17 protein-coding genes and 1 pseudogene are annotated in these 17,246 nt (G+C 72.4%); 9 read left to right on the top strand and 9 right to left on the bottom strand.

What is annotated here, in order from left to right:
* Positions 1-9 precede the first annotated feature (9 nt).
* From ACFWW8_RS06900 to pssA, 6 genes are all read left to right on the top strand, one after another.
* The gene (locus tag ACFWW8_RS06900) at positions 10-2,088 is read left to right on the top strand and encodes a protein meaA (RefSeq protein WP_386524628.1); all 2,079 of its coding nucleotides are present in this window, start codon (positions 10-12) and stop codon (positions 2,086-2,088) included.
* Positions 2,085-3,074 (top strand): HpcH/HpaI aldolase/citrate lyase family protein, encoded by a 990-nt coding sequence (locus tag ACFWW8_RS06895; RefSeq protein WP_386524626.1) that lies wholly within the window; start codon positions 2,085-2,087, stop codon positions 3,072-3,074. Before ACFWW8_RS06900 ends, ACFWW8_RS06895 begins: the two co-directional genes overlap by 4 nt.
* 4 nt (positions 3,075-3,078) lie before the next feature.
* On the top strand, positions 3,079-3,591 hold the full coding sequence (locus tag ACFWW8_RS06890; protein ID WP_267720681.1) for a MaoC family dehydratase: 513 nt from the start codon (positions 3,079-3,081) through the stop codon (positions 3,589-3,591).
* A 2-nt stretch (positions 3,592-3,593) separates the two neighbouring features.
* The gene (locus ACFWW8_RS06885) at positions 3,594-4,799 is read left to right on the top strand and encodes an acyl-CoA dehydrogenase family protein (protein WP_386524623.1); all 1,206 of its coding nucleotides are present in this window, start codon (positions 3,594-3,596) and stop codon (positions 4,797-4,799) included.
* Between the two features lie 186 nt (positions 4,800-4,985).
* On the top strand, positions 4,986-5,642 hold the full coding sequence (locus ACFWW8_RS06880) for a phosphatidylserine decarboxylase (protein ID WP_386524622.1): 657 nt from the start codon (positions 4,986-4,988) through the stop codon (positions 5,640-5,642).
* A 64-nt stretch (positions 5,643-5,706) separates the two neighbouring features.
* Complete coding sequence (gene pssA / locus ACFWW8_RS06875) at positions 5,707-6,486, top strand: CDP-diacylglycerol--serine O-phosphatidyltransferase (protein ID WP_386525098.1); 780 nt, start codon at positions 5,707-5,709, stop codon at positions 6,484-6,486.
* Between the two features lie 385 nt (positions 6,487-6,871).
* On the opposite strand, the gene ACFWW8_RS06870 is transcribed toward pssA, so the two are convergent.
* The 5 genes from ACFWW8_RS06870 to ACFWW8_RS06850 all read right to left on the bottom strand — a co-directional run bounded on the left by ACFWW8_RS06870 (position 6,872) and on the right by ACFWW8_RS06850 (position 11,891).
* Positions 6,872-8,161 (bottom strand): ABC transporter substrate-binding protein, encoded by a 1,290-nt coding sequence (locus ACFWW8_RS06870; protein ID WP_386524619.1) that lies wholly within the window; start codon positions 8,159-8,161, stop codon positions 6,872-6,874.
* Positions 8,158-9,198 (bottom strand): branched-chain amino acid ABC transporter permease, encoded by a 1,041-nt coding sequence (locus ACFWW8_RS06865; RefSeq protein WP_386525096.1) that lies wholly within the window; start codon positions 9,196-9,198, stop codon positions 8,158-8,160. Before ACFWW8_RS06865 ends, ACFWW8_RS06870 begins: the two co-directional genes overlap by 4 nt.
* Positions 9,199-9,412: 214 nt before the next feature.
* Positions 9,413-10,303, bottom strand: a complete 891-nt coding sequence (locus tag ACFWW8_RS06860; RefSeq protein WP_386524616.1) for a branched-chain amino acid ABC transporter permease — start codon at positions 10,301-10,303, stop codon at positions 9,413-9,415.
* On the bottom strand, positions 10,300-11,115 hold the full coding sequence (locus ACFWW8_RS06855) for an ABC transporter ATP-binding protein (protein WP_386524614.1): 816 nt from the start codon (positions 11,113-11,115) through the stop codon (positions 10,300-10,302). The genes ACFWW8_RS06860 and ACFWW8_RS06855 overlap by 4 nt, the downstream gene beginning before the upstream one ends.
* On the bottom strand, positions 11,103-11,891 hold the full coding sequence (locus tag ACFWW8_RS06850) for an ABC transporter ATP-binding protein (protein ID WP_386524611.1): 789 nt from the start codon (positions 11,889-11,891) through the stop codon (positions 11,103-11,105). Before ACFWW8_RS06850 ends, ACFWW8_RS06855 begins: the two co-directional genes overlap by 13 nt.
* A 185-nt stretch (positions 11,892-12,076) precedes the next feature.
* On the opposite strand from ACFWW8_RS06850, the gene ACFWW8_RS06845 reads away from it, so the two are divergent.
* The 3 genes from ACFWW8_RS06845 to ACFWW8_RS06835 all read left to right on the top strand — a co-directional run bounded on the left by ACFWW8_RS06845 (position 12,077) and on the right by ACFWW8_RS06835 (position 15,366).
* Positions 12,077-13,282: a PucR family transcriptional regulator gene (locus ACFWW8_RS06845; protein WP_386524609.1), complete on the top strand. Its 1,206-nt coding sequence runs from the start codon at positions 12,077-12,079 to the stop codon at positions 13,280-13,282.
* A gap of 76 nt (positions 13,283-13,358) precedes the next feature.
* The gene (locus ACFWW8_RS06840; RefSeq protein ID WP_386524607.1) at positions 13,359-14,843 is read left to right on the top strand and encodes an AlkA N-terminal domain-containing protein; all 1,485 of its coding nucleotides are present in this window, start codon (positions 13,359-13,361) and stop codon (positions 14,841-14,843) included.
* A gap of 16 nt (positions 14,844-14,859) precedes the next feature.
* Positions 14,860-15,366: a methylated-DNA--[protein]-cysteine S-methyltransferase gene (locus ACFWW8_RS06835; protein WP_386524604.1), complete on the top strand. Its 507-nt coding sequence runs from the start codon at positions 14,860-14,862 to the stop codon at positions 15,364-15,366.
* Positions 15,367-15,393: 27 nt separating this feature from the next.
* Here the strand turns inward: ACFWW8_RS06835 and ACFWW8_RS06830 are convergent, their stop codons facing one another.
* The 4 genes and pseudogenes from ACFWW8_RS06830 to ACFWW8_RS06815 form a co-directional block, all read right to left on the bottom strand.
* Positions 15,394-15,768 carry a VOC family protein gene (locus ACFWW8_RS06830; protein ID WP_386524602.1) on the bottom strand — a complete coding sequence of 125 codons (375 nt, stop codon included), beginning with the start codon at positions 15,766-15,768 and terminating at the stop codon, positions 15,394-15,396.
* Between the two features lie 34 nt (positions 15,769-15,802).
* Entirely contained in the window at positions 15,803-16,231 is a 429-nt protein-coding gene (locus ACFWW8_RS06825; protein WP_386524600.1) for a hypothetical protein, read from the bottom strand.
* 113 nt (positions 16,232-16,344) lie between these two features.
* Positions 16,345-16,842 carry an NUDIX domain-containing protein gene (locus tag ACFWW8_RS06820; RefSeq protein WP_386524597.1) on the bottom strand — a complete coding sequence of 166 codons (498 nt, stop codon included), beginning with the start codon at positions 16,840-16,842 and terminating at the stop codon, positions 16,345-16,347.
* A gap of 64 nt (positions 16,843-16,906) precedes the next feature.
* Positions 16,907-17,107: pseudogene (locus ACFWW8_RS06815) on the bottom strand (BCCT family transporter); the annotation flags it as partial.
* Positions 17,108-17,246: the final 139 nt, after the last annotated feature.

Raw genomic sequence — 17,246 nt, 5'->3', positions numbered from 1 at the left:
CAGCCTGAGATGACAGAGCGCCAGAAGGACCGTCCGTGGCTCATGCGGACGTACGCCGGCCACTCCACGGCCGAGGCGTCCAACGAGCTGTACCGCCGCAACCTCGCCAAGGGCCAGACCGGCCTGTCGGTCGCGTTCGACCTGCCGACGCAGACCGGCTACGACCCGGACCACATCCTCGCCCGCGGCGAGGTGGGCCGGGTCGGGGTCCCGGTCTCCCATCTGGGCGACATGCGGCGGCTGTTCCAGGACATCCCCCTGGAGCAGATGAACACCTCGATGACGATCAACGCCACCGCCATGTGGCTGCTGGCGCTCTATCAGGTGGCCGCCGAGGAGCAGGGGGCGGACATCTCCCAGCTCCAGGGCACCACCCAGAACGACATCGTCAAGGAGTACCTCTCGCGCGGGACGCACGTCTTCCCGCCGGGACCGTCCCTCCGCCTGACGACGGACATGATCGCGTACACGGTCAACCACATCCCGAAGTGGAACCCGATCAACATCTGCAGCTACCACCTGCAGGAGGCCGGGGCCACCCCGGTCCAGGAGATCTCGTACGCGATGTCCACGGCCATCGCCGTGCTGGACTCGGTCCGCGACTCGGGGCAGGTGCCCGAGGAGCGGTTCGGCGAGGTGGTCGCCCGGATCTCGTTCTTCGTGAACGCGGGCGTCCGCTTCATCGAGGAGATGTGCAAGATGCGCGCCTTCGGCCGCATCTGGGACAAGGTCACCCGCGAGCGCTACGGCATCGAGAACGACAAGCAGCGGCGCTTCCGGTACGGCGTCCAGGTCAACTCCCTCGGCCTGACCGAGGCCCAGCCGGAGAACAACGTCCAGCGCATCGTGCTGGAGATGCTGGCCGTCACCCTCTCCAAGGACGCCCGCGCCCGCGCCGTGCAGCTCCCCGCCTGGAACGAGGCCCTGGGCCTGCCCCGGCCGTGGGACCAGCAGTGGTCGCTGCGCATCCAGCAGGTCCTGGCGCACGAGAGCGACCTGCTGGAGTACGAGGACATCTTCGAGGGATCGCACGTCATCGAGGCGAAGGTCCAGTCCCTGGTCGCCGAGTGCCTGGCCGAGATCGACCGGATCCAGGAGATGGGCGGCGCGATGGCGGCCGTCGAGTCCGGCTACCTGAAGTCCCAGCTGGTTTCCTCGCACGCCGAGCGGCGGGCCCGGATCGAGGCCGGCGAGGACAAGATCGTCGGGGTCAACTGCTTCCAGCAGACGGAGGAGAACCCGCTCACCTCCGACCTGGACGGCGCCATCATGACGGTCGACGGCGCCGTGGAGGCCCAGATCGTCGAGCGGATCGGGCGCTGGCGGGCCGAGCGGCAGGAGTCCTCCGACCGGCAGGGCGACGGCGACCCGTTCGTCTTCCCGACGGTCCGCCAGGCCCTGGACCGGCTGAAGGATGCCGCGGCCGGCACCGAGAACCTGATGGAGGCCACCCTGGAGTGCGCCCGCGCCGGCGTCACCACCGGCGAGTGGTCGATCGCCCTGCGCGAGGTGTTCGGGGAGTTCCGCGCGCCGACCGGGGTCTCCTCGGCCCCGGTGGCGGTCACCGCCGAGGAGGGCACTCCGATGGCCCTCGTCCGCGAGAAGGTCTCCCGCACCGCCGACGACCTCGGCGCGGGCCGGCTGCGCCTGCTGGTCGGCAAGCCCGGCCTGGACGGCCACTCCAACGGCGCCGAGCAGATCGCCGTCCGGGCCCGCGACGCGGGCTTCGAGGTGGTCTACCAGGGCATCCGGCTGACGCCCGAGGAGATCTCCTCGGCGGCGCTGGCGGAGGACGTGCACTGCGTGGGACTGTCCATCCTGTCCGGTTCGCACTGCGCGCTCGTCCCGGATGTCCTCGAACGGCTCCGCACGGCGGGGGCGGGTGACATCCCCGTCATCGTCGGAGGCATCATTCCGAACGCCGACGCCGTGACGCTGAAGGCGGCCGGGGTCGCCGCCGTGTTCACGCCGAAGGACTTCGGCATCACGGAGATCATCGGCCGTATCGTCGACGAGATCCGCAAGGCCAACAAGCTCGAGCCCCTCATCAGCACCGACATCGCTGCAAGCACGGAGGTCCCCGCATGACCACGCCCCACCCGGTGAACCGTCTCCGCCCGCGCCGTTCCTGCCTCGCGGTCCCGGGGTCGAACCCGCGCTTCCTGGAGAAGGCCCAGGGCCTGCCGGCCGACCAGGTCTTCCTGGACCTGGAGGACGCCTGCGCGCCGCTCGCCAAGGAGGGCGCACGCCACACGATCGTGGACGCGCTGAACAACGGCGACTGGACGGGCAAGACCCGGGTCGTGCGCGTCAACGACTGGACCACGCACTGGACGTACCGTGACGTCATCACGGTCGTCGAGGGCGCGGGCCAGAACCTCGACTGCATCATGCTGCCGAAGGTCCAGGACGCCCAGCAGATCGTGGCCCTGGACCTCCTCCTGACGCAGATCGAGAAGACGATGGGCTTCGAGGTCGGCAAGATCGGCATCGAGGCGCAGATCGAGAACGCCAAGGGCCTGGTGAACGTCGACGAGATCGCCGCCGCCTCCCCCCGGCTGGAGACGATCATCTTCGGCCCGGCCGACTTCATGGCCTCGATCAACATGAAGACGCTGGTCGTGGGCATGCAGCCGCCCGGGTACGGGGCGGACGCCTACCACTACATCCTGATGCGCATCCTGATGGCGGCCCGCACGCACAACCTCCAGGCGATCGACGGCCCCTTCCTCCAGATCCGCGACGTGGACGCCTACCGTGAGGTGGCGGGCCGGGCGGCGGCGCTGGGCTTCGACGGCAAGTGGGTCCTGCACCCGGGCCAGGTCGACGCGGCGAACGAGGTCTTCTCCCCGTCGCAGGAGGACTACGACCACGCCGAGCTGATCCTCGACGCGTACGACTGGTGCACCTCCGAGGCCGGCGGCAAGAAGGGCTCGGCGATGCTCGGGGACGAGATGATCGACGAGGCCAGCCGCAAGATGGCCCTGGTCGTCGCGGGCAAGGGACGCGCCGCGGGGATGCAGCGCACCAGCAAGTTCGAACACCCCTCGACCGAGAAGACGGCGGAGGCCTAGGACCATGCAGTTCGGACGCACGTACGAAGAGTTCGAGGTCGGAGCGGTCTACAAGCACTGGCCCGGAAAGACCGTCACCGAGTACGACGACCACCTCTTCTGTCTGCTGACCATGAACCACCACCCGCTCCACATGGACAGCAACTACGCGGAGAACACCACCGACTTCGGCAAGAACGTGGTCGTGGGCAACTACATCTACTCGCTGCTGCTGGGCATGTCCGTCCCGGACGTCTCCGGCAAGGCCATCGCCAACCTGGAGATCGAGTCGCTGCGCCACGTGGCGCCGACCTTCCACGGCGACACCCTCTACGGCGAGACCACGGTCCTCGACAAGACCCCGTCGAAGTCGAAGAACGACCGGGGCATCGTGTACGTGGAGACCAAGGGCTACAAGCAGGACGGCACCCTCGTCTGCGTCTTCCGGCGCAAGGTGATGGTCCCGACCGAGACGTACATCAAGGAGCGCGGCGGCGAGCAGCCCGGCCGCCCCACGCTGAAGGAACAGGTGAAGTAGCCATGGCCCGACTCGCCCAGACCGCCGGGCTCACGGACGTCCAGCGGGAGATCCTCAAGACCGTCCGGGAGTTCGTCGACAAGGAGATCATCCCGGTCGCCACCCAGCTGGAGCACCGCGACGAGTACCCGCAGGACATCGTCGACGGGCTCAAGGAGCTCGGCCTGTTCGGCCTGATGATCCCGGAGGAGTACGGCGGCCTGGGTGAGTCGCTCCTCACGTACGCCCTGTGCGTCGAGGAGATAGCGCGGGGCTGGATGTCCGTCTCGGGCATCATCAACACGCACTTCATCGTGGCGTACATGCTCAAGCAGCACGGCACGCAGGAGCAGAAGGACCACTTCCTGCCGCGGATGGCGCTCGGCGAGGTGCGCGGCGCGTTCTCGATGTCCGAGCCGGCGCTCGGCTCCGACGTGTCGGCCATCACGTCGAAGGCGGTGCGGGACGGCGACGAGTACGTCCTGAACGGTCAGAAGATGTGGCTGACGAACGGCGGCACGTCCACCCTGGTGGCCGTTCTCGTCCGGAGTGACGAAGGACACGCCGAGGGAACGCCCCCGCACAAGTCGATGACGACCTTCCTCGTCGAGAAGGAGCCGGGCTTCGGTGAGGTCCGTCCGGGCCTGACGATCCCGGGCAAGATCGACAAGATGGGCTACAAGGGCGTCGACACGACCGAGCTCATCATGGACGGACTGCGCAGTCCGGCCAATCGGGTCCTCGGAGGCCAGACGGGCCGAGGGTTTTACCAAATGATGGACGGGGTCGAGGTCGGCCGGGTGAACGTGGCGGCGCGTGGCTGCGGCGTCGCTCAGCGTGCCTTCGAGCTGGGTGTCTCATATGCCCAGCAACGTCACACTTTCGGCAAGGCGATCGCCGAGCACCAGGCCATCCAGTTCAAGCTGGCCGAGATGGCTACCAAGGTCGAAGCCGCCCATGCGATGATGGTCAATGCAGCACGCAAAAAGGACTCCGGGGAACGAAACGACCTCGAAGCAGGGATGGCGAAGTACCTCGCCTCCGAGTACTGCAAGGAGGTGGTGGAGGACGCGTTCCGCATCCACGGCGGCTACGGCTTCTCGAAGGAGTACGAGATCGAGCGCCTCTACCGGGAGGCCCCGATGCTGCTGATCGGTGAAGGTACCGCCGAGATCCAGAAAATGATCATCGGGCGACGCCTGCTTGAGGAGTACCGACTCCAGGGCTGAAAGTACCTTTTGCTGCGAATCGTCCATGGGTTCGTCGCGAAAGGGTCACTGCCAGTCACTGGCCGACGGCCATCGACTCGGCTTCTGGCTTGCCCAGTTGTTGCGTGCAACCGATAGCATTCCAGTAAAGCCGCCGTCCCGTCCCCCTGTTTGCGGCGCGGCAATCACCCGCTACGAAGGTCATCCATGCCCCACAGCCAAACCTCTGCACCTCGCGACAGCCTCCTTGGCGTACGCCTCGCGCGCGGAGCATCGCCGTGGCTTCTGCCGACCGTCGCCACCGCGGCGCTCAGCCTCACCCGGGCTCGCAAGTCCGGGCGCTGGGCCGCGGCGGCCGTGCCCGTCACCGCGCTCGCGGCGGGCATGCTGTGGTTCTTCCGCGACCCCGAGCGTGAGATCGCCCAGGGCCGCGTCATCTCGCCCGCCGACGGTGTGGTGCAGAGCATCATGCCGTGGAAGGACGGGCGCACCCGCGTCGCGATCTTCATGAGCCCGCTGAACGTCCACGTCAACCGGGCGCCCCTCGCGGGCACGGTGACGTCCGTGGAGCACGTCCCCGGCGGATTCGTTCCGGCGTTCAACAAGGAGAGCGAGAACAACGAGCGGGTCGTCTGGCACTTCGACACCGAGCTCGGCGACATCGAGATGGTGCAGATCGCCGGCGCCGTCGCCCGTCGCATCGTGCCCTACCTCCCGGCCGGTACCAAGGTGGAGCAGGGCGAACGCATCGGTCTGATCCGCTTCGGATCCCGAGTCGACATCTACCTCCCCGAGGGCGTCGAGGTCGCGGTCGAGGTCGGTCAGACCACCACCGCGGGGGTGACCCGAATTGACCGTGACTGACCCCGAGAGTCCCGCCGCCGGCTGGGTGCCGGAGCACGCCGAGGAGGAGTCCGCCGGAGACGACATGCCGCTCTCGATGCGGTTGTCGATAGCGGACACCCTCACCCTCGGCAACGCGACCTGCGGATTCATGGCGGTGTACTTCACCACCACCGGAATCCTCATCCCGCACCTGACCGGCAGCAACGAGTCGGGCATGGCCCGTCACAGCGCCGCGACGGCGGTGATACTGATGCTGCTCGCCGCGGTCTTCGACCTCTTCGACGGCATCGTGGCCCGCAAGCTGCGCAGCTCGCCGATGGGTGCCGAGCTGGACAACCTGTCCGACCTGATCAGCTTCGGACTGGCGCCCGCGTACTTCGTGCTCGTCTACGGCATGGTCGCCGACGACGCGCACCAGAAGATGTCGGCGCTCGCCGCGATCGTGGTGCTGCTGGCCGTGGTGCTCAGGCTCGCGAGATTCAGCTGCGTGACGCTGAAGGACGGCATGTTCCAGGGCATGCCGAGCCCCTTCGGCGCGCTCACGGTCGTCTCGATCGTGCTGCTGGAGCTGCCGTTCATCCCGACGCTGCTGGCGATCATCGGGGTGGCCTGGCTGATGGTGAGCCGGGTCGAGTACCCCAAGCCGCGGGGCGTCCTCGCGGTGGCGATGCTGAGCTGGATCGTCGGGGCGATGGGCCTGCTGGCGGCCTGGGCGTTCGACGCCCCCGGCGGCCAGCTGCTGCTGCAGACGGGCTGCGCCCTGCAGATCGCGCTGGCGGCCACCATCCCGCTGTTCGCGACGACCCGGAGGGCCAACACCTTCCGGCACAACCGCCGCGAGGCGCGGGCGACCCAGCCGTAGCGCCGTGCTCGACGTGTGAGAGGGCCCCGGATGCCAGACGGCATCCGGGGCCCTCTCGTCGTACGGGCGCCTGCGGCGGCCCACGCGGTGCCCCGTACTCCGGGGCCCTAAGCCGCCGCAGGCGCCGTCCGCCCCCCGCCCGGCCCCGGAGGGCGCCGCGGGCCGGGGAGGGCCCACAGGGGCCCGTGGAAGGCCGGGAGGGGTGTGGGGGGCCCGCCGCCGTGGTGGCGGGGACCGCGTCGTGGTGGCGCGGACCCCGCACGCGTTCGTGGCCGGCCACCCGCGTGCGGGGACCGCGCCGTGGTGGCGGGGACCCCGCACGCGTTCGTGGCCGGCCTCCCGCGAGGGTGACCGGCCACGAACGCGTGCGGGGCGGGTGCGGGGATCAGCCCGCCGGAGTGAACTTCTCCGCCGCGGGCGCGACGCCGGCCTCCTTGACCACCTTCAGGCCGCCCGGTGTCTTGCCGTCCGGCTTCATGATCACGCTCTGCCGGGTCGACGGGGCCTTCGGGTCGGAGAAGTCGTGCGTGATCCCGAACCCGCCGTCGTAGGACTTCAGGGTCAGCAGCGCCTTGCCGACCCCCTCGCGGGTGAGGTCCTTGTCGGCGCAGGCCTTCTTCAGCGCCTCGCCGTAGACCCCGGCCGCCGAGTACCCGGCCACCACGCCGTTGTCGAGGGCCGCTCCCGGGTACTCCGCCGTGTAGGCCGCGGCGAGGGCCGCCGGTCCCGGCTCGGTGGAGCCGATCGGGAGCGTGGAGGCGGCGACGTAGTAGTCCTTCTGCAGGGCCGCACCCGCCGGGGTGGCGAGCAGCTGCGGCGAGAACGCGGAGTTGTTGCCGACCACCGGGACGTTCCAGCCGCCGGCCGCGGCGACCCCGACGAGCGAGGCCGCCTGCCGGGGCCCCGCGCTGACCACGACGGCCTTGACCCCGGCCTGCTTGAGCGCCGCGACCTGGGCGGACATGTCGTTGTCGGTGGGCTTGATCTTCTGTTCCACGATGGTCAGCCCGGCCTCCGCGGCCGCGTGCTTGGCCCCCGCCAGGGCGTTCTCGCCGTAGTCCCCCTCGAAGTAGACCTGCCCGATCTTGTCGCCGGAGGCGACCCGCTTCTGTTCCAGCAGGTAGCCGACGAGGTTGACCGTCTCGATGTCGTACGTGGCGCCGATCGTGCGGACGTACGGGCTTCCCAGCAGCGACGCGGACCAGGCCTGGGGGATGACCAGGCCCTTGTCCTGGCCGTCGACGCGGTCCTCGACGGCGGCGACGAACGGGGACCCGATGAACTGGGCGAAGCCGAGCACCTCGGGCTCCAGCTCCGTGTAGCCGGCGAGCGCCTTCTGCGGGTCGTAGCCGTGGTCGCGGACCGTCAGCTCCAGCTGCCGGCCGCAGATGCCGCCGGAGGCGTTGGCCTGCTTGACCCACAGTTGCTGGGCCTGGGTGACGCTCTTGCCGAGGGAGGCGTAGACGCCGGTCATGTCGGTGAGGGCGCCGAGCCGGATCGCGGTCGCGGAAACGCCCTTGCCGGTCTTGAGGCCGTCCTCTCCCTGCTGGTCGCCGGCGCCGCCGCCCGCTTTTCCGCTGCATCCGGCGGCGCCGGTGAGGACGAGGGCGGCCGCGAGGGCCGCCGTACCGAGTCGCGCGCGCTGGCGGGGGCGGACCGTACGGACTCTGTTCACGCTGGCTCCTTCGGGGGGCGTGCGGGCTGGGAGGGGCGGATGCGGGCCAGGCCGCCGGGGAGGAACAGGACCACCGCGACGACGGCCGCGCCGTAGAGGTAGCGGGACGCCTCGCCCGGGGAGACGCCGCCGCTGCCGGGGGCGGAGACCAGGGGGAGGGCGTCGCTGTACCGGGTGAGCAGCTGGGGCAGCAGGGAGACGAAGACCGCGCCGACGACGGCGCCGCCGACCGTGCCGAGCCCGCCGATCACGATCATGGCGAGGTACTCCAGGGACAGGACCATGCCGAAGTAGTCGGGCACCGTCCGCTGGAAGACGAGGGCGAGCAGGACCCCGGCGAGGCCGGCGTACATGGAGGACAGGACGAACACGGCGGCGCGGTGGCGGGCCACGGGCACGCCCATCACCCCGGCGGCGATGTTGTGGTCCCGGATGGCGTTCAGGGCCCGCCCGGGCCGCCCGCGCAGGACACCGCGGGCGAACAGGGCGCAGGCGAGGAGCGCGGCCAGGGCCACGTACCAGAGCTTCTCGGCGGACTGGAAGGGGACGGCCGCGATCACGGTCTCGGTGTCGTCGAAGGTGATCCCGAGGAGGGACAGGGGTTCGACGGGGCGGCCGTTGAAGCCGCCGGTGAGGGCGGTGGCGTTGAACAGCACGTGCTGGCCGATGAAGATCAGCGCGAGGGTGGCGATGCCGAGGTACGCGCCGCGCAGGCGGCCGGCGATGGGGCTGAAGAGGCCCCCCGCGGCGCCCGCGAGGGCGACGGCGAGGACCGCGGCGAGCCAGCTCGGCAGGCCCAGTCCGACCAGCTGGTGGCCGCCGGAGCGGCCGCCCTCCCCGGCCAGGACGCAGTAGCCGTACGCGCCGACGGCCAGGAAGAAGGCGTGCCCCATCGACAGTTGCCCGGTGGATCCGGTGAGCAGGTTGAGGCCGATGGCGCCGATCCCGGCGGCGATGGCGAACAGGCCGGCCTGGAGCCAGAAGCGCTCCAGGTAGAACGGCAGGGCGAGCAGCACGACTCCCCCCGCGGCCCACAGGGCGTACCGGAGGCGGTGCCGCGCTGTCGGGGGCCGGAGCCCGCCGACGGCCGTGCGGCTCCGCCCGCCGTCGGGCTGCGCGGGGACCCGTCCGGAGGTCGTGGTGTGCCCGGCGGCCGCCTCGGGGCCCGGCGCGGCGGCGGGCGTCGTGGGTGCCGTGGACCCGGCCGGGCCGTCGGGGGCGCCCTGCGGGCCGGGTACCGCGGTCTCGTGCTCAGACACGGGCGGGCTCCTTCGTTCCGAAGAGGCCCGCCGGGCGCAGGAGCAGGACCACGACCATGACCAGGTACGGGGCGAGGTCCCCGATGCCGCGGCCGAGGAAGGCGAGCTCGCTCTGGTAGCCGGTCGCCATGGCCTCGGTGACTCCGACGATCAGGCCTCCCGCGAGGGCTCCGGTGGTGGAGTCGAGGCCGCCCAGGATGGCGGCGGGGAAGGCCTTGAGGGCCGCCAGTGAGGTGGCCCGTTCCAGGCCGGGGGTGGGGAAGACGGTGAGGAAGAGCGCGGCCACGGCGGCCAGGGACCCGGCCACCGCCCAGGCGGCCAGCGAGACCCGGCCCAGCCGGACGCCCATGAGGGCGGCGGTCTCCGGCTTCTCGGCGGCGGCCCGCATGGCGACTCCCCAGGCGGTGTACCGGAAGACCAGCAGGAACGCGCCGATCAGCAGGGCGGCGGAGACGAAGGCCGCGATCCGGGTCTGCGGGAGGACGACCGGGCCGAGGTGGACGACGGCGTCGCCCCACGGGTCGCCGAGCGCGAGGACGTCCGTACCGATGCGGCGGGTGAGGTCGGTGGTGATCAGGATGTCCACGCCGATGGTGACGATGGCGAGGACGCTCTGGTCCTGGCCCCGGTAGCGGCGCATCACGAGGAACTCCACCGCGGCGCCGACCGCGGCGGCCGAGGCGATGCCGACGGCGAGTGCGGGCCAGAAGCCGATGTCGTCGTGGAGGACGGCGGTCACGTACCCGCCGGCGAGGAGGAGGGAGGCGTGGGCGAAGTTCACGACCTCGGTGGCCTTGAAGATGACGACGAAGCCGAGGGCGATCAGCGCGTACACGGAGCCCATGGACAGGCCGCCGAGCAGCAGTTCCAGGAAGGTGGTCACGCGGCCGGTTCCTCCTCGCCCAGGTAGGCGCGCACGACCGCGGGGTCGCTCTGCACCTGGGCGGGGGTCCCGCCGCCGATCCGTTTTCCGAAGTCGAGTACGGTCACCGCGTCCGCGAGCCGCATCACCACCCCCATGTCGTGTTCGACCAGCACGATCGATATGCCGAGGCCGTCCCGCACGCCCGCGACGACGGCGGCGGTGCGCTGCCGCTCGTCGGCGGTCATCCCGGCGACCGGTTCGTCCAGGAGCAGCAGCCGGGGCTCCATGCACAGGGCCCGGGCCAGCTCCACGAGTTTCTGTTTGCCGTACGGGAGGGAGCCCGCGGGGGCGGCCAGGTCGGCCTCCAGGCCGACGAAGGCGGCGATCTCGCGGACCCGTTCGCGGTGGCGCCGGTCCTCTCGGACGGCGGACGGCAGCCGCAGGCCGGCGGCGAGGAAGCCGGACCGCATCAGCCGGTGGCGGCCGAGGAGCAGGCTGTCGGCGACCGTGGTGTGCGGAGGCAGGGCCAGGTTCTGGAAGGTGCGGGCGACGCCGAGGGCGGCGACCTCGTGCGGGGCGAGGCCGGTGAGTTCGGCGTGGCCGAAGCGGACGCTGCCCGAGGCGGCCCGGTAGACCCCGGAGAGCACGTTGAAGCAGGTGGACTTGCCGGCGCCGTTGGGGCCGATGACGGCGTGGACGCTGCCCGGCTCGACGGTGAACGAGACCGCGTCGAGGGCGGTCAGGCCGGCGAAGCGGACGGTGACGTCGCTGACGGTGAGCGGCGGGGGGCCGGCCGTGTGGGGGGCCGTGGACGCGTTCACGCGGACCACCTCGCCAGCGGGCGGGTCGCGCGCGGCGGCGGGGCGGCCTCGTCCGTGATGCCGAGGTAGCGGCGGCGGACCTCGTCGGAGGCGGCGAGCTCGGCCGCCGGGCCGGACAGGGTGACCTCGCCGACCTCCAGGACGTACGCGTGGGAGGCGAGCCGCAGCGCGAGGGCCGCGTTCTGCTCCACCAGGAGCACCGAGGTGCCCGAGGCGTTGATCTCGGTGATCGTCTCGGCGATGGTGGCCGCCATCTTCGGTGCGAGCCCCAGCGAGGGCTCGTCCAGGAGCAGCAGCCGGGGCCGGGCCATCAGCGCCCGGCCCAGCGCGAGCATCTGCTGCTCGCCGCCGGAGAGCAGACCGGCGCGCTGCCGGGACCGGGAGGCGAGGACCGGGAACAGCTCGTGGACGCGGGCCAGCGAGCGGGCGGTGTCGGCCCGGGAGCCGGCCCGGGAGCCGAGCGCTCCGGCCCGCAGGTTGTCCGCGACGGTCATCCGGGCGAACACCTGCCGCCCCTCGGGGACCTGCACCACCCCGGCGGCCACCGCGCGGGCCGGGGAGGTCCCGTCCAGCGCTGTGCCGTCGAAGGTGATGCTCCCGCCGGTCGCGGCGCCCCGGTGGAAGCCGAGCGTCCGGGACACCGCCCGGAGCAGGGTCGTCTTTCCCGCGCCGTTCCCGCCGAGCACGACGACCACGGCGCCCTCGGGTACGTCGAGGGACACGTCGCGCAGCGCCCGTACCGGCCCGTAGCCGACGGACAGTGCGCGCACCTGGAGCGAAGCCACATGCCCTCCGTTTCTTTGACGTTGTGCTGGCGCACAGACCAGCACCGGGCGGGGGCGGGCGTCCACGGCCGGGAGCGCAATCGCTGCGGATGACCAGCCGGGGGCGGGGTGCCGTTGTGCAGTGGCACAGACCTGCCGGCGCGGCCCCTTACGGCGGGGGTCGGGGGGTGGCATCCTCGGCGGCCATGGGCGGACGCAGGGCGCGCACGGAAGCGGAATGGTCGGTGCTGCTGACGGCGGCCGAGGTGCTGCTGGAGCGCGTTCCCGCGCTGACGGAGCGGCTGATCGGCGATCTGGCGAAGCACTCGCCGCTGTTCGACCTGGCGGTGCCGCGGGCCGAGCACTGGCAGCAGGTGTCCGAGGCGATGCGGTACGGCATCGAGGCGTTCGCCGCGCGCGGCTGCGACCCGCGCAGGGATCTGGCGTACGCGCAGGAGCTGGGGCGCAGGCGCGCCGAACAGGGGCTGCCGCTCGACCTGTTGCTGTACGCGTACCGGCGGGCGGGCCGCCTGACCTGGGAGGCCCTGCTGGACATCGTCACGGAGGACGAGCCCGACGCCCTGCCGGTGCTGGCGCGGACGGCGGGCACGATGTGGGCCGGGATCGAACAGCAGGCCGCGGCCACGGCGGAGGCCTACCGGGCGGGCGAGCTGGAGCTGCGGCGGCGCTGCGACGAGCGGGTGCAGGCGTTGCTGGACGCCCTGCTGGAGGGGAACGCGGCGCCGGGCCTCGCGGCGCGGGCGGCGGCGGGCCTGGACCTCCCCGAGCAGGGGCGGTACGCGGTCGTCGTGCTCCCGGTGGACCGGCGGGACTCGGTGCACCGGGTGGCGTCGGCGGGCGGGATGCGGATGTTCTGGCGGATGCGGGCGGAGCAGGAGCTGGCGGTGGTGTCCCTGGGGGACTCAACGCTCGACGAGCTGGTCGGCGAGCTCGCCGACCGGTGCCCGGGCCCGGGCGGGATCAGCCCGGTGGTGGACGGCCTGGCGGAGCTGGGCCGGGCGCGGCGGCTGGCGGAGACGGCGCTGGGCACGTGTGCGCCGGACGACCGGACCCTGGTGCGCCTCGCGGACCGGCTGCCGGCCGCCCTGGTGGTGCGCCAGCCCGAGCTGGCGGGGGAACTGGTCCAGGCGGTGCTGGGTCCGCTCCTGGAGCTGGATCCGGCGGACCGGGCGGTGCTGCTGGAGACGCTGGACGCCTGGCTCGCGGCCGAGGGCTCGGCGGGGCGGGCCGCGACCCGGCTGTACTGCCACCGCAACACGGTCTTCAACCGGCTGCGCCGGCTGGAGCACCTCACCTCCCGCTCACTGTCGCGCCCGCACGACCTGATCGCCCTGACCCTGGCCCGGGACGCCCACCGTCTGGCGGCGGGCCCGGCCCCGGCGGGTGGGTGACCGCCGCTCCGGGCGGCGTAGTCTTGATGTCGGAAAACCGCCAGCCGACCTCTCCCCGCGCGGGGATCCTGGACTCATGCACACCGACACCGACCGCTGCGTCAGAGCCGTGCAGTCGAAGGACGCCCGCTTCGACGGCTGGTTCTTCACCGCCGTCCTGACCACCAGGATCTACTGCCGTCCGAGCTGTCCGGCCGTGCCGCCCAAGGTCGGGAACATGACCTTCCTGCCCAGTGCCGCGGCCTGCCAGCAGGCCGGGTTCCGCGCCTGCAAGCGCTGCCGCCCCGACTCCAGCCCCGGCTCTCCCGAGTGGAACGCCCGCGCCGACGCCGTGGCCCGGGCGATGCGGCTCATCCAGGACGGGGTCGTCGACCGCGAGGGCGTGCCCGGCCTCGCCACCCGCCTCGGCTACTCGACCCGCCAGGTGGAGCGGCAGCTGAACGCCGAGCTCGGCGCTGGCCCGCTGGCCCTGGCCCGGGCGCAGCGCGCGCAGACCGCCCGCCTGCTCATCGAGACCTCCGAACTCCCCATGGCGGACGTGGCCTTCGCCTCCGGGTTCTCCTCGATCCGCACCTTCAACGACACCGTGCGCGAGGTCTTCGCCCTCTCCCCCAGCGACCTGCGGGTCCGTGCGGCGAAGGCGAGCCGCCGGCCCGACACGCAGCCCCGCGTCCCCGGGACGATCAGCCTGCGGCTGCCGTTCCGGGCCCCGCTCAACCCCGACAACCTGTTCGGCCACCTCGCCGCGACCGCCGTACCCGGGGTCGAGGAGTGGCGCGACGGGGCGTACCGGCGCACGCTGCGCCTGCCGTTCGGCACCGGTGTGGTGGCCCTGGCGCCGCGGCCCGACCACATCGCCTGCCGGCTGGCCCTGACCGACCTGCGCGACCTCACGATCGCGATCAGCCGCTGCCGCTGGATGCTCGACCTCGATGCCGACCCGGAGGCGGTGGACGAGCAGCTGCGGTCCGACCCGCTGCTGGCCCCGCTGGTGGACAAGGCCCCCGGGCGCCGGGTGCCCCGTACGGTCGACGCGGCGGAGTTCGCCGTACGGGCCGTGCTCGGGCAGCAGGTGTCCACGGCTGCGGCGCGCACGCACGCGGCCCGGCTGGTGGCCGCGCACGGCGAGCGCGTCGAGGACCCGCACGGCGGGCTGACCCGGCTGTTCCCGTCCCCGGAGGCGCTGGCCGAACTGGACCCGGAGGCGCTGGCCCTGCCGCGCAGCCGGCGTGCCACGCTCACCACCCTGGTCACGGCGCTGGCCGACGGCTCGCTGCCGCTCGGCATCGACAGCGACTGGGACGCGGCCCGCGCCCGGCTCTCGGCGCTGCCGGGCTTCGGGCCGTGGACCACCGAGGTGATCGCGATGCGGGCGCTCGGCGACCCGGACGCGTTCCTCCCGTCCGACCTCGGTGTCCGGCGGGCCGCGCAGGACCTCGGGCTGCCGTCCACGCCGGCGGCGCTGACCGCCCGGGCGGCGGGCTGGCGGCCGTGGCGCGCGTACGCCGTGCAGTACCTGTGGGCCACCGGCGACCACCCCGTCAACCACCTCCCCGCCTGAAAGGCGCGTTACGACCATGAACCCCAGCAGCAGGCAGCACACCGTCGTCGACAGCCCGTACGGACCGCTCACCCTGGTCGCGACGGAAGGGGTCCTCAGCGGCCTGTACATGACCGGGCAGCGGCACCGGCCGGCGGAGGAGTCCTTCGGCGAGCGGGTCGCCCTCACCGAGGAGCCCTTCCCCGAGGTGGTGCGGCAGCTGGCCGCGTACTTCGCCGGCGGGCTCACCGCGTTCGACCTGCCGCTCCGTCTGGAGGGCACCGACTTCCAGCGCAGCGTGTGGGACCAGCTCGTCCGCATCCCGTACGGCGAGACGTGGTCGTACGGGCGGCTGGCGGACGAGCTCGGCAAGCCGAACGCCTCCCGCGCGGTCGGGCTGGCCAACGGGAAGAACCCGATCGGGATCATCGTCCCGTGCCACCGGGTGATCGGGGCCTCGGGCGGCATGACGGGGTACGGCGGCGGGCTGGAACGCAAGGTCCGGCTGCTGGACTTCGAGTCGGGCGCGGGCCGGCTGGTCTAGGCCGTTTCGGATCGTGCCCGGCGCGCGTCAGGCGGGCCGGATCCGGGTGCGCAGGAGGCAGAACTCGTTGCCCTCCGGGTCGGCCAGGACGTGCCAGCTCTCGGCGCCGCTCTGGCCGACGTCGGCGGGGCGGGCGCCGAGGGCGAGCAGCCGTTCCAGCTCGGCGTCCTGGTCGCGGTCGGTGGCGTTGACGTCGATGTGCAGGGGGAGCTTCCCGGTCCGCGGGCCGCTGCTGGGGCTGAGGACGAGGGTGGGCTGCGGGCCGCCGCCGGGCGGGCCGATCTCGATGCTCCCGTCGTCCTCGCGGCCGAGTTCCACGTAGCCGAGGACCTCGCTCCAGAACGCGGCGAGCCGCTCGGGGTCGGCGGCGTCGAGGACCAGCTCACTGATGCGGCATGCCATGCCCGTCAGTCTACGGAGGGCCGGCCGGCTCGGCTCAGACGACGGCGAGCGGAACCAGCAGGGCGAAGGCGGCGCCCGCCTCGACGGCGTAGGCGTAGAGCGAGGGGTGCTGGACGGGGGCGGCGAGCAGGACCACGCTCTGCTGGGCGGCGGCCGCCTCGACCCAGTCGGCGTCGGCGCCGAGGCCGCCCTCGTACCAGCCCTCGCAGGAGCCCGGTCCGGTGACGGCGAGGAAGCCGTCCTCGCGGCGGTAATAGGCCTGCCAGCCGGCGGCGGGGACGGACCAGCCCTCGAAGTCGGTGAACTGGGCCCAGCCGCCGTCGCGTATCGCGGAGTCGAACAGCCAGACGGGCGTCCCCTCGGGGGTGAGCTCCCCGCCGGCCTGCTCGTCGGTCGTGAAGTGGACCATGGGGAGGGCGTCCGGTCCGTCGGCGGTGCTGGGCCAGGCGTACATCGTGATCATCTGCTGAATCGTGTCCTGGTCGAAGGGGCGCGGTGTCACCGGGCGGGCTCCGGGTGACGCTGACGGATGACGGGCTCCGGGCGGCGGCTCCGGTGGGGCGCGGACGACACGGCTCAGGCCGCCGGCGGGCGGCCGTTCTCCAGCTCCGCGGCGCCCTCGCCGGACTGCAGGACCCGGTAGGCCTCAGCGGTGCGCAGGCCGAGCGATCCGGGCAGGTACGCGGTCAGTTCGGCGGGCTCGACGAGCCGCCAGGAGAGCAGTTCCTCCTCCTGGAGCGTGATGGAGGCGAGCTGGTGCGCGTCCAGCACCCCGCCGTCGTAGAGGTACGCGACGAGCGGCGGGCGGGCCGCACCGAGGGTCCAGTCGACCGCGAGCAGCCGGCCCAGCGGGACGTCGATGCCGATCTCCTCGGCGCTCTCGCGGCGGGCGGCCGTGCGCGGAGACTCACCCAGGTCGGACTCGATGGTGCCACCGGGAAGGGCCCAGCCCGCCCGGTAGTTGGGCTCGACGAGCAGCACCCGGCCCTCCGCGTCGCGGTAGAGGGCGGCGGCTCCGGCCAGCACCCGGGGCAGGCTCGCGATGTAGGTGGCGTAGTCATCCGTGGTGGTCACGACGCCACCCTACCCAGGCGCTCCGGGGGTGCGGAGGCCCCCTTCCGAAGGCCGCCGTCGCGGATCAACCGGACGTCGGGCCCCCGCCGTCCTCGCGGTCGCGGCCCCTGGACTGCGAGACGCGCCGCAGCCGCGGGTGCCGGTCCGGGCCCTGCTCGGTGACGGCGTCGCCGGCCATCGTCCGGACCGCGTCGCGCAGCCCGTGCAGGGCGTGGTGGCGGGCCGGTCCCGCGCCGGGGTCCGCGCGGAGCTCCTTCACCAGGGCCCGGCGCAGTCCGCGGAACCGTCGGACCCCCCGCCCGGGCCGTCCGGACGTGACCGTTCCAGCGATTCCGCGCTCAGGGGGCCCGCCTATGGGGTGGTACATACACTTTTGGGGCGATGGCACGCCGGGTGTGACCCAG

It is taken from the genome of Streptomyces sp. NPDC058701 (assembly GCF_042715295.1).
In the GTDB taxonomy this organism is placed as follows: domain Bacteria; phylum Actinomycetota; class Actinomycetes; order Streptomycetales; family Streptomycetaceae; genus Streptomyces.
This window is presented reverse-complemented; position numbering and strand designations above follow the sequence as displayed.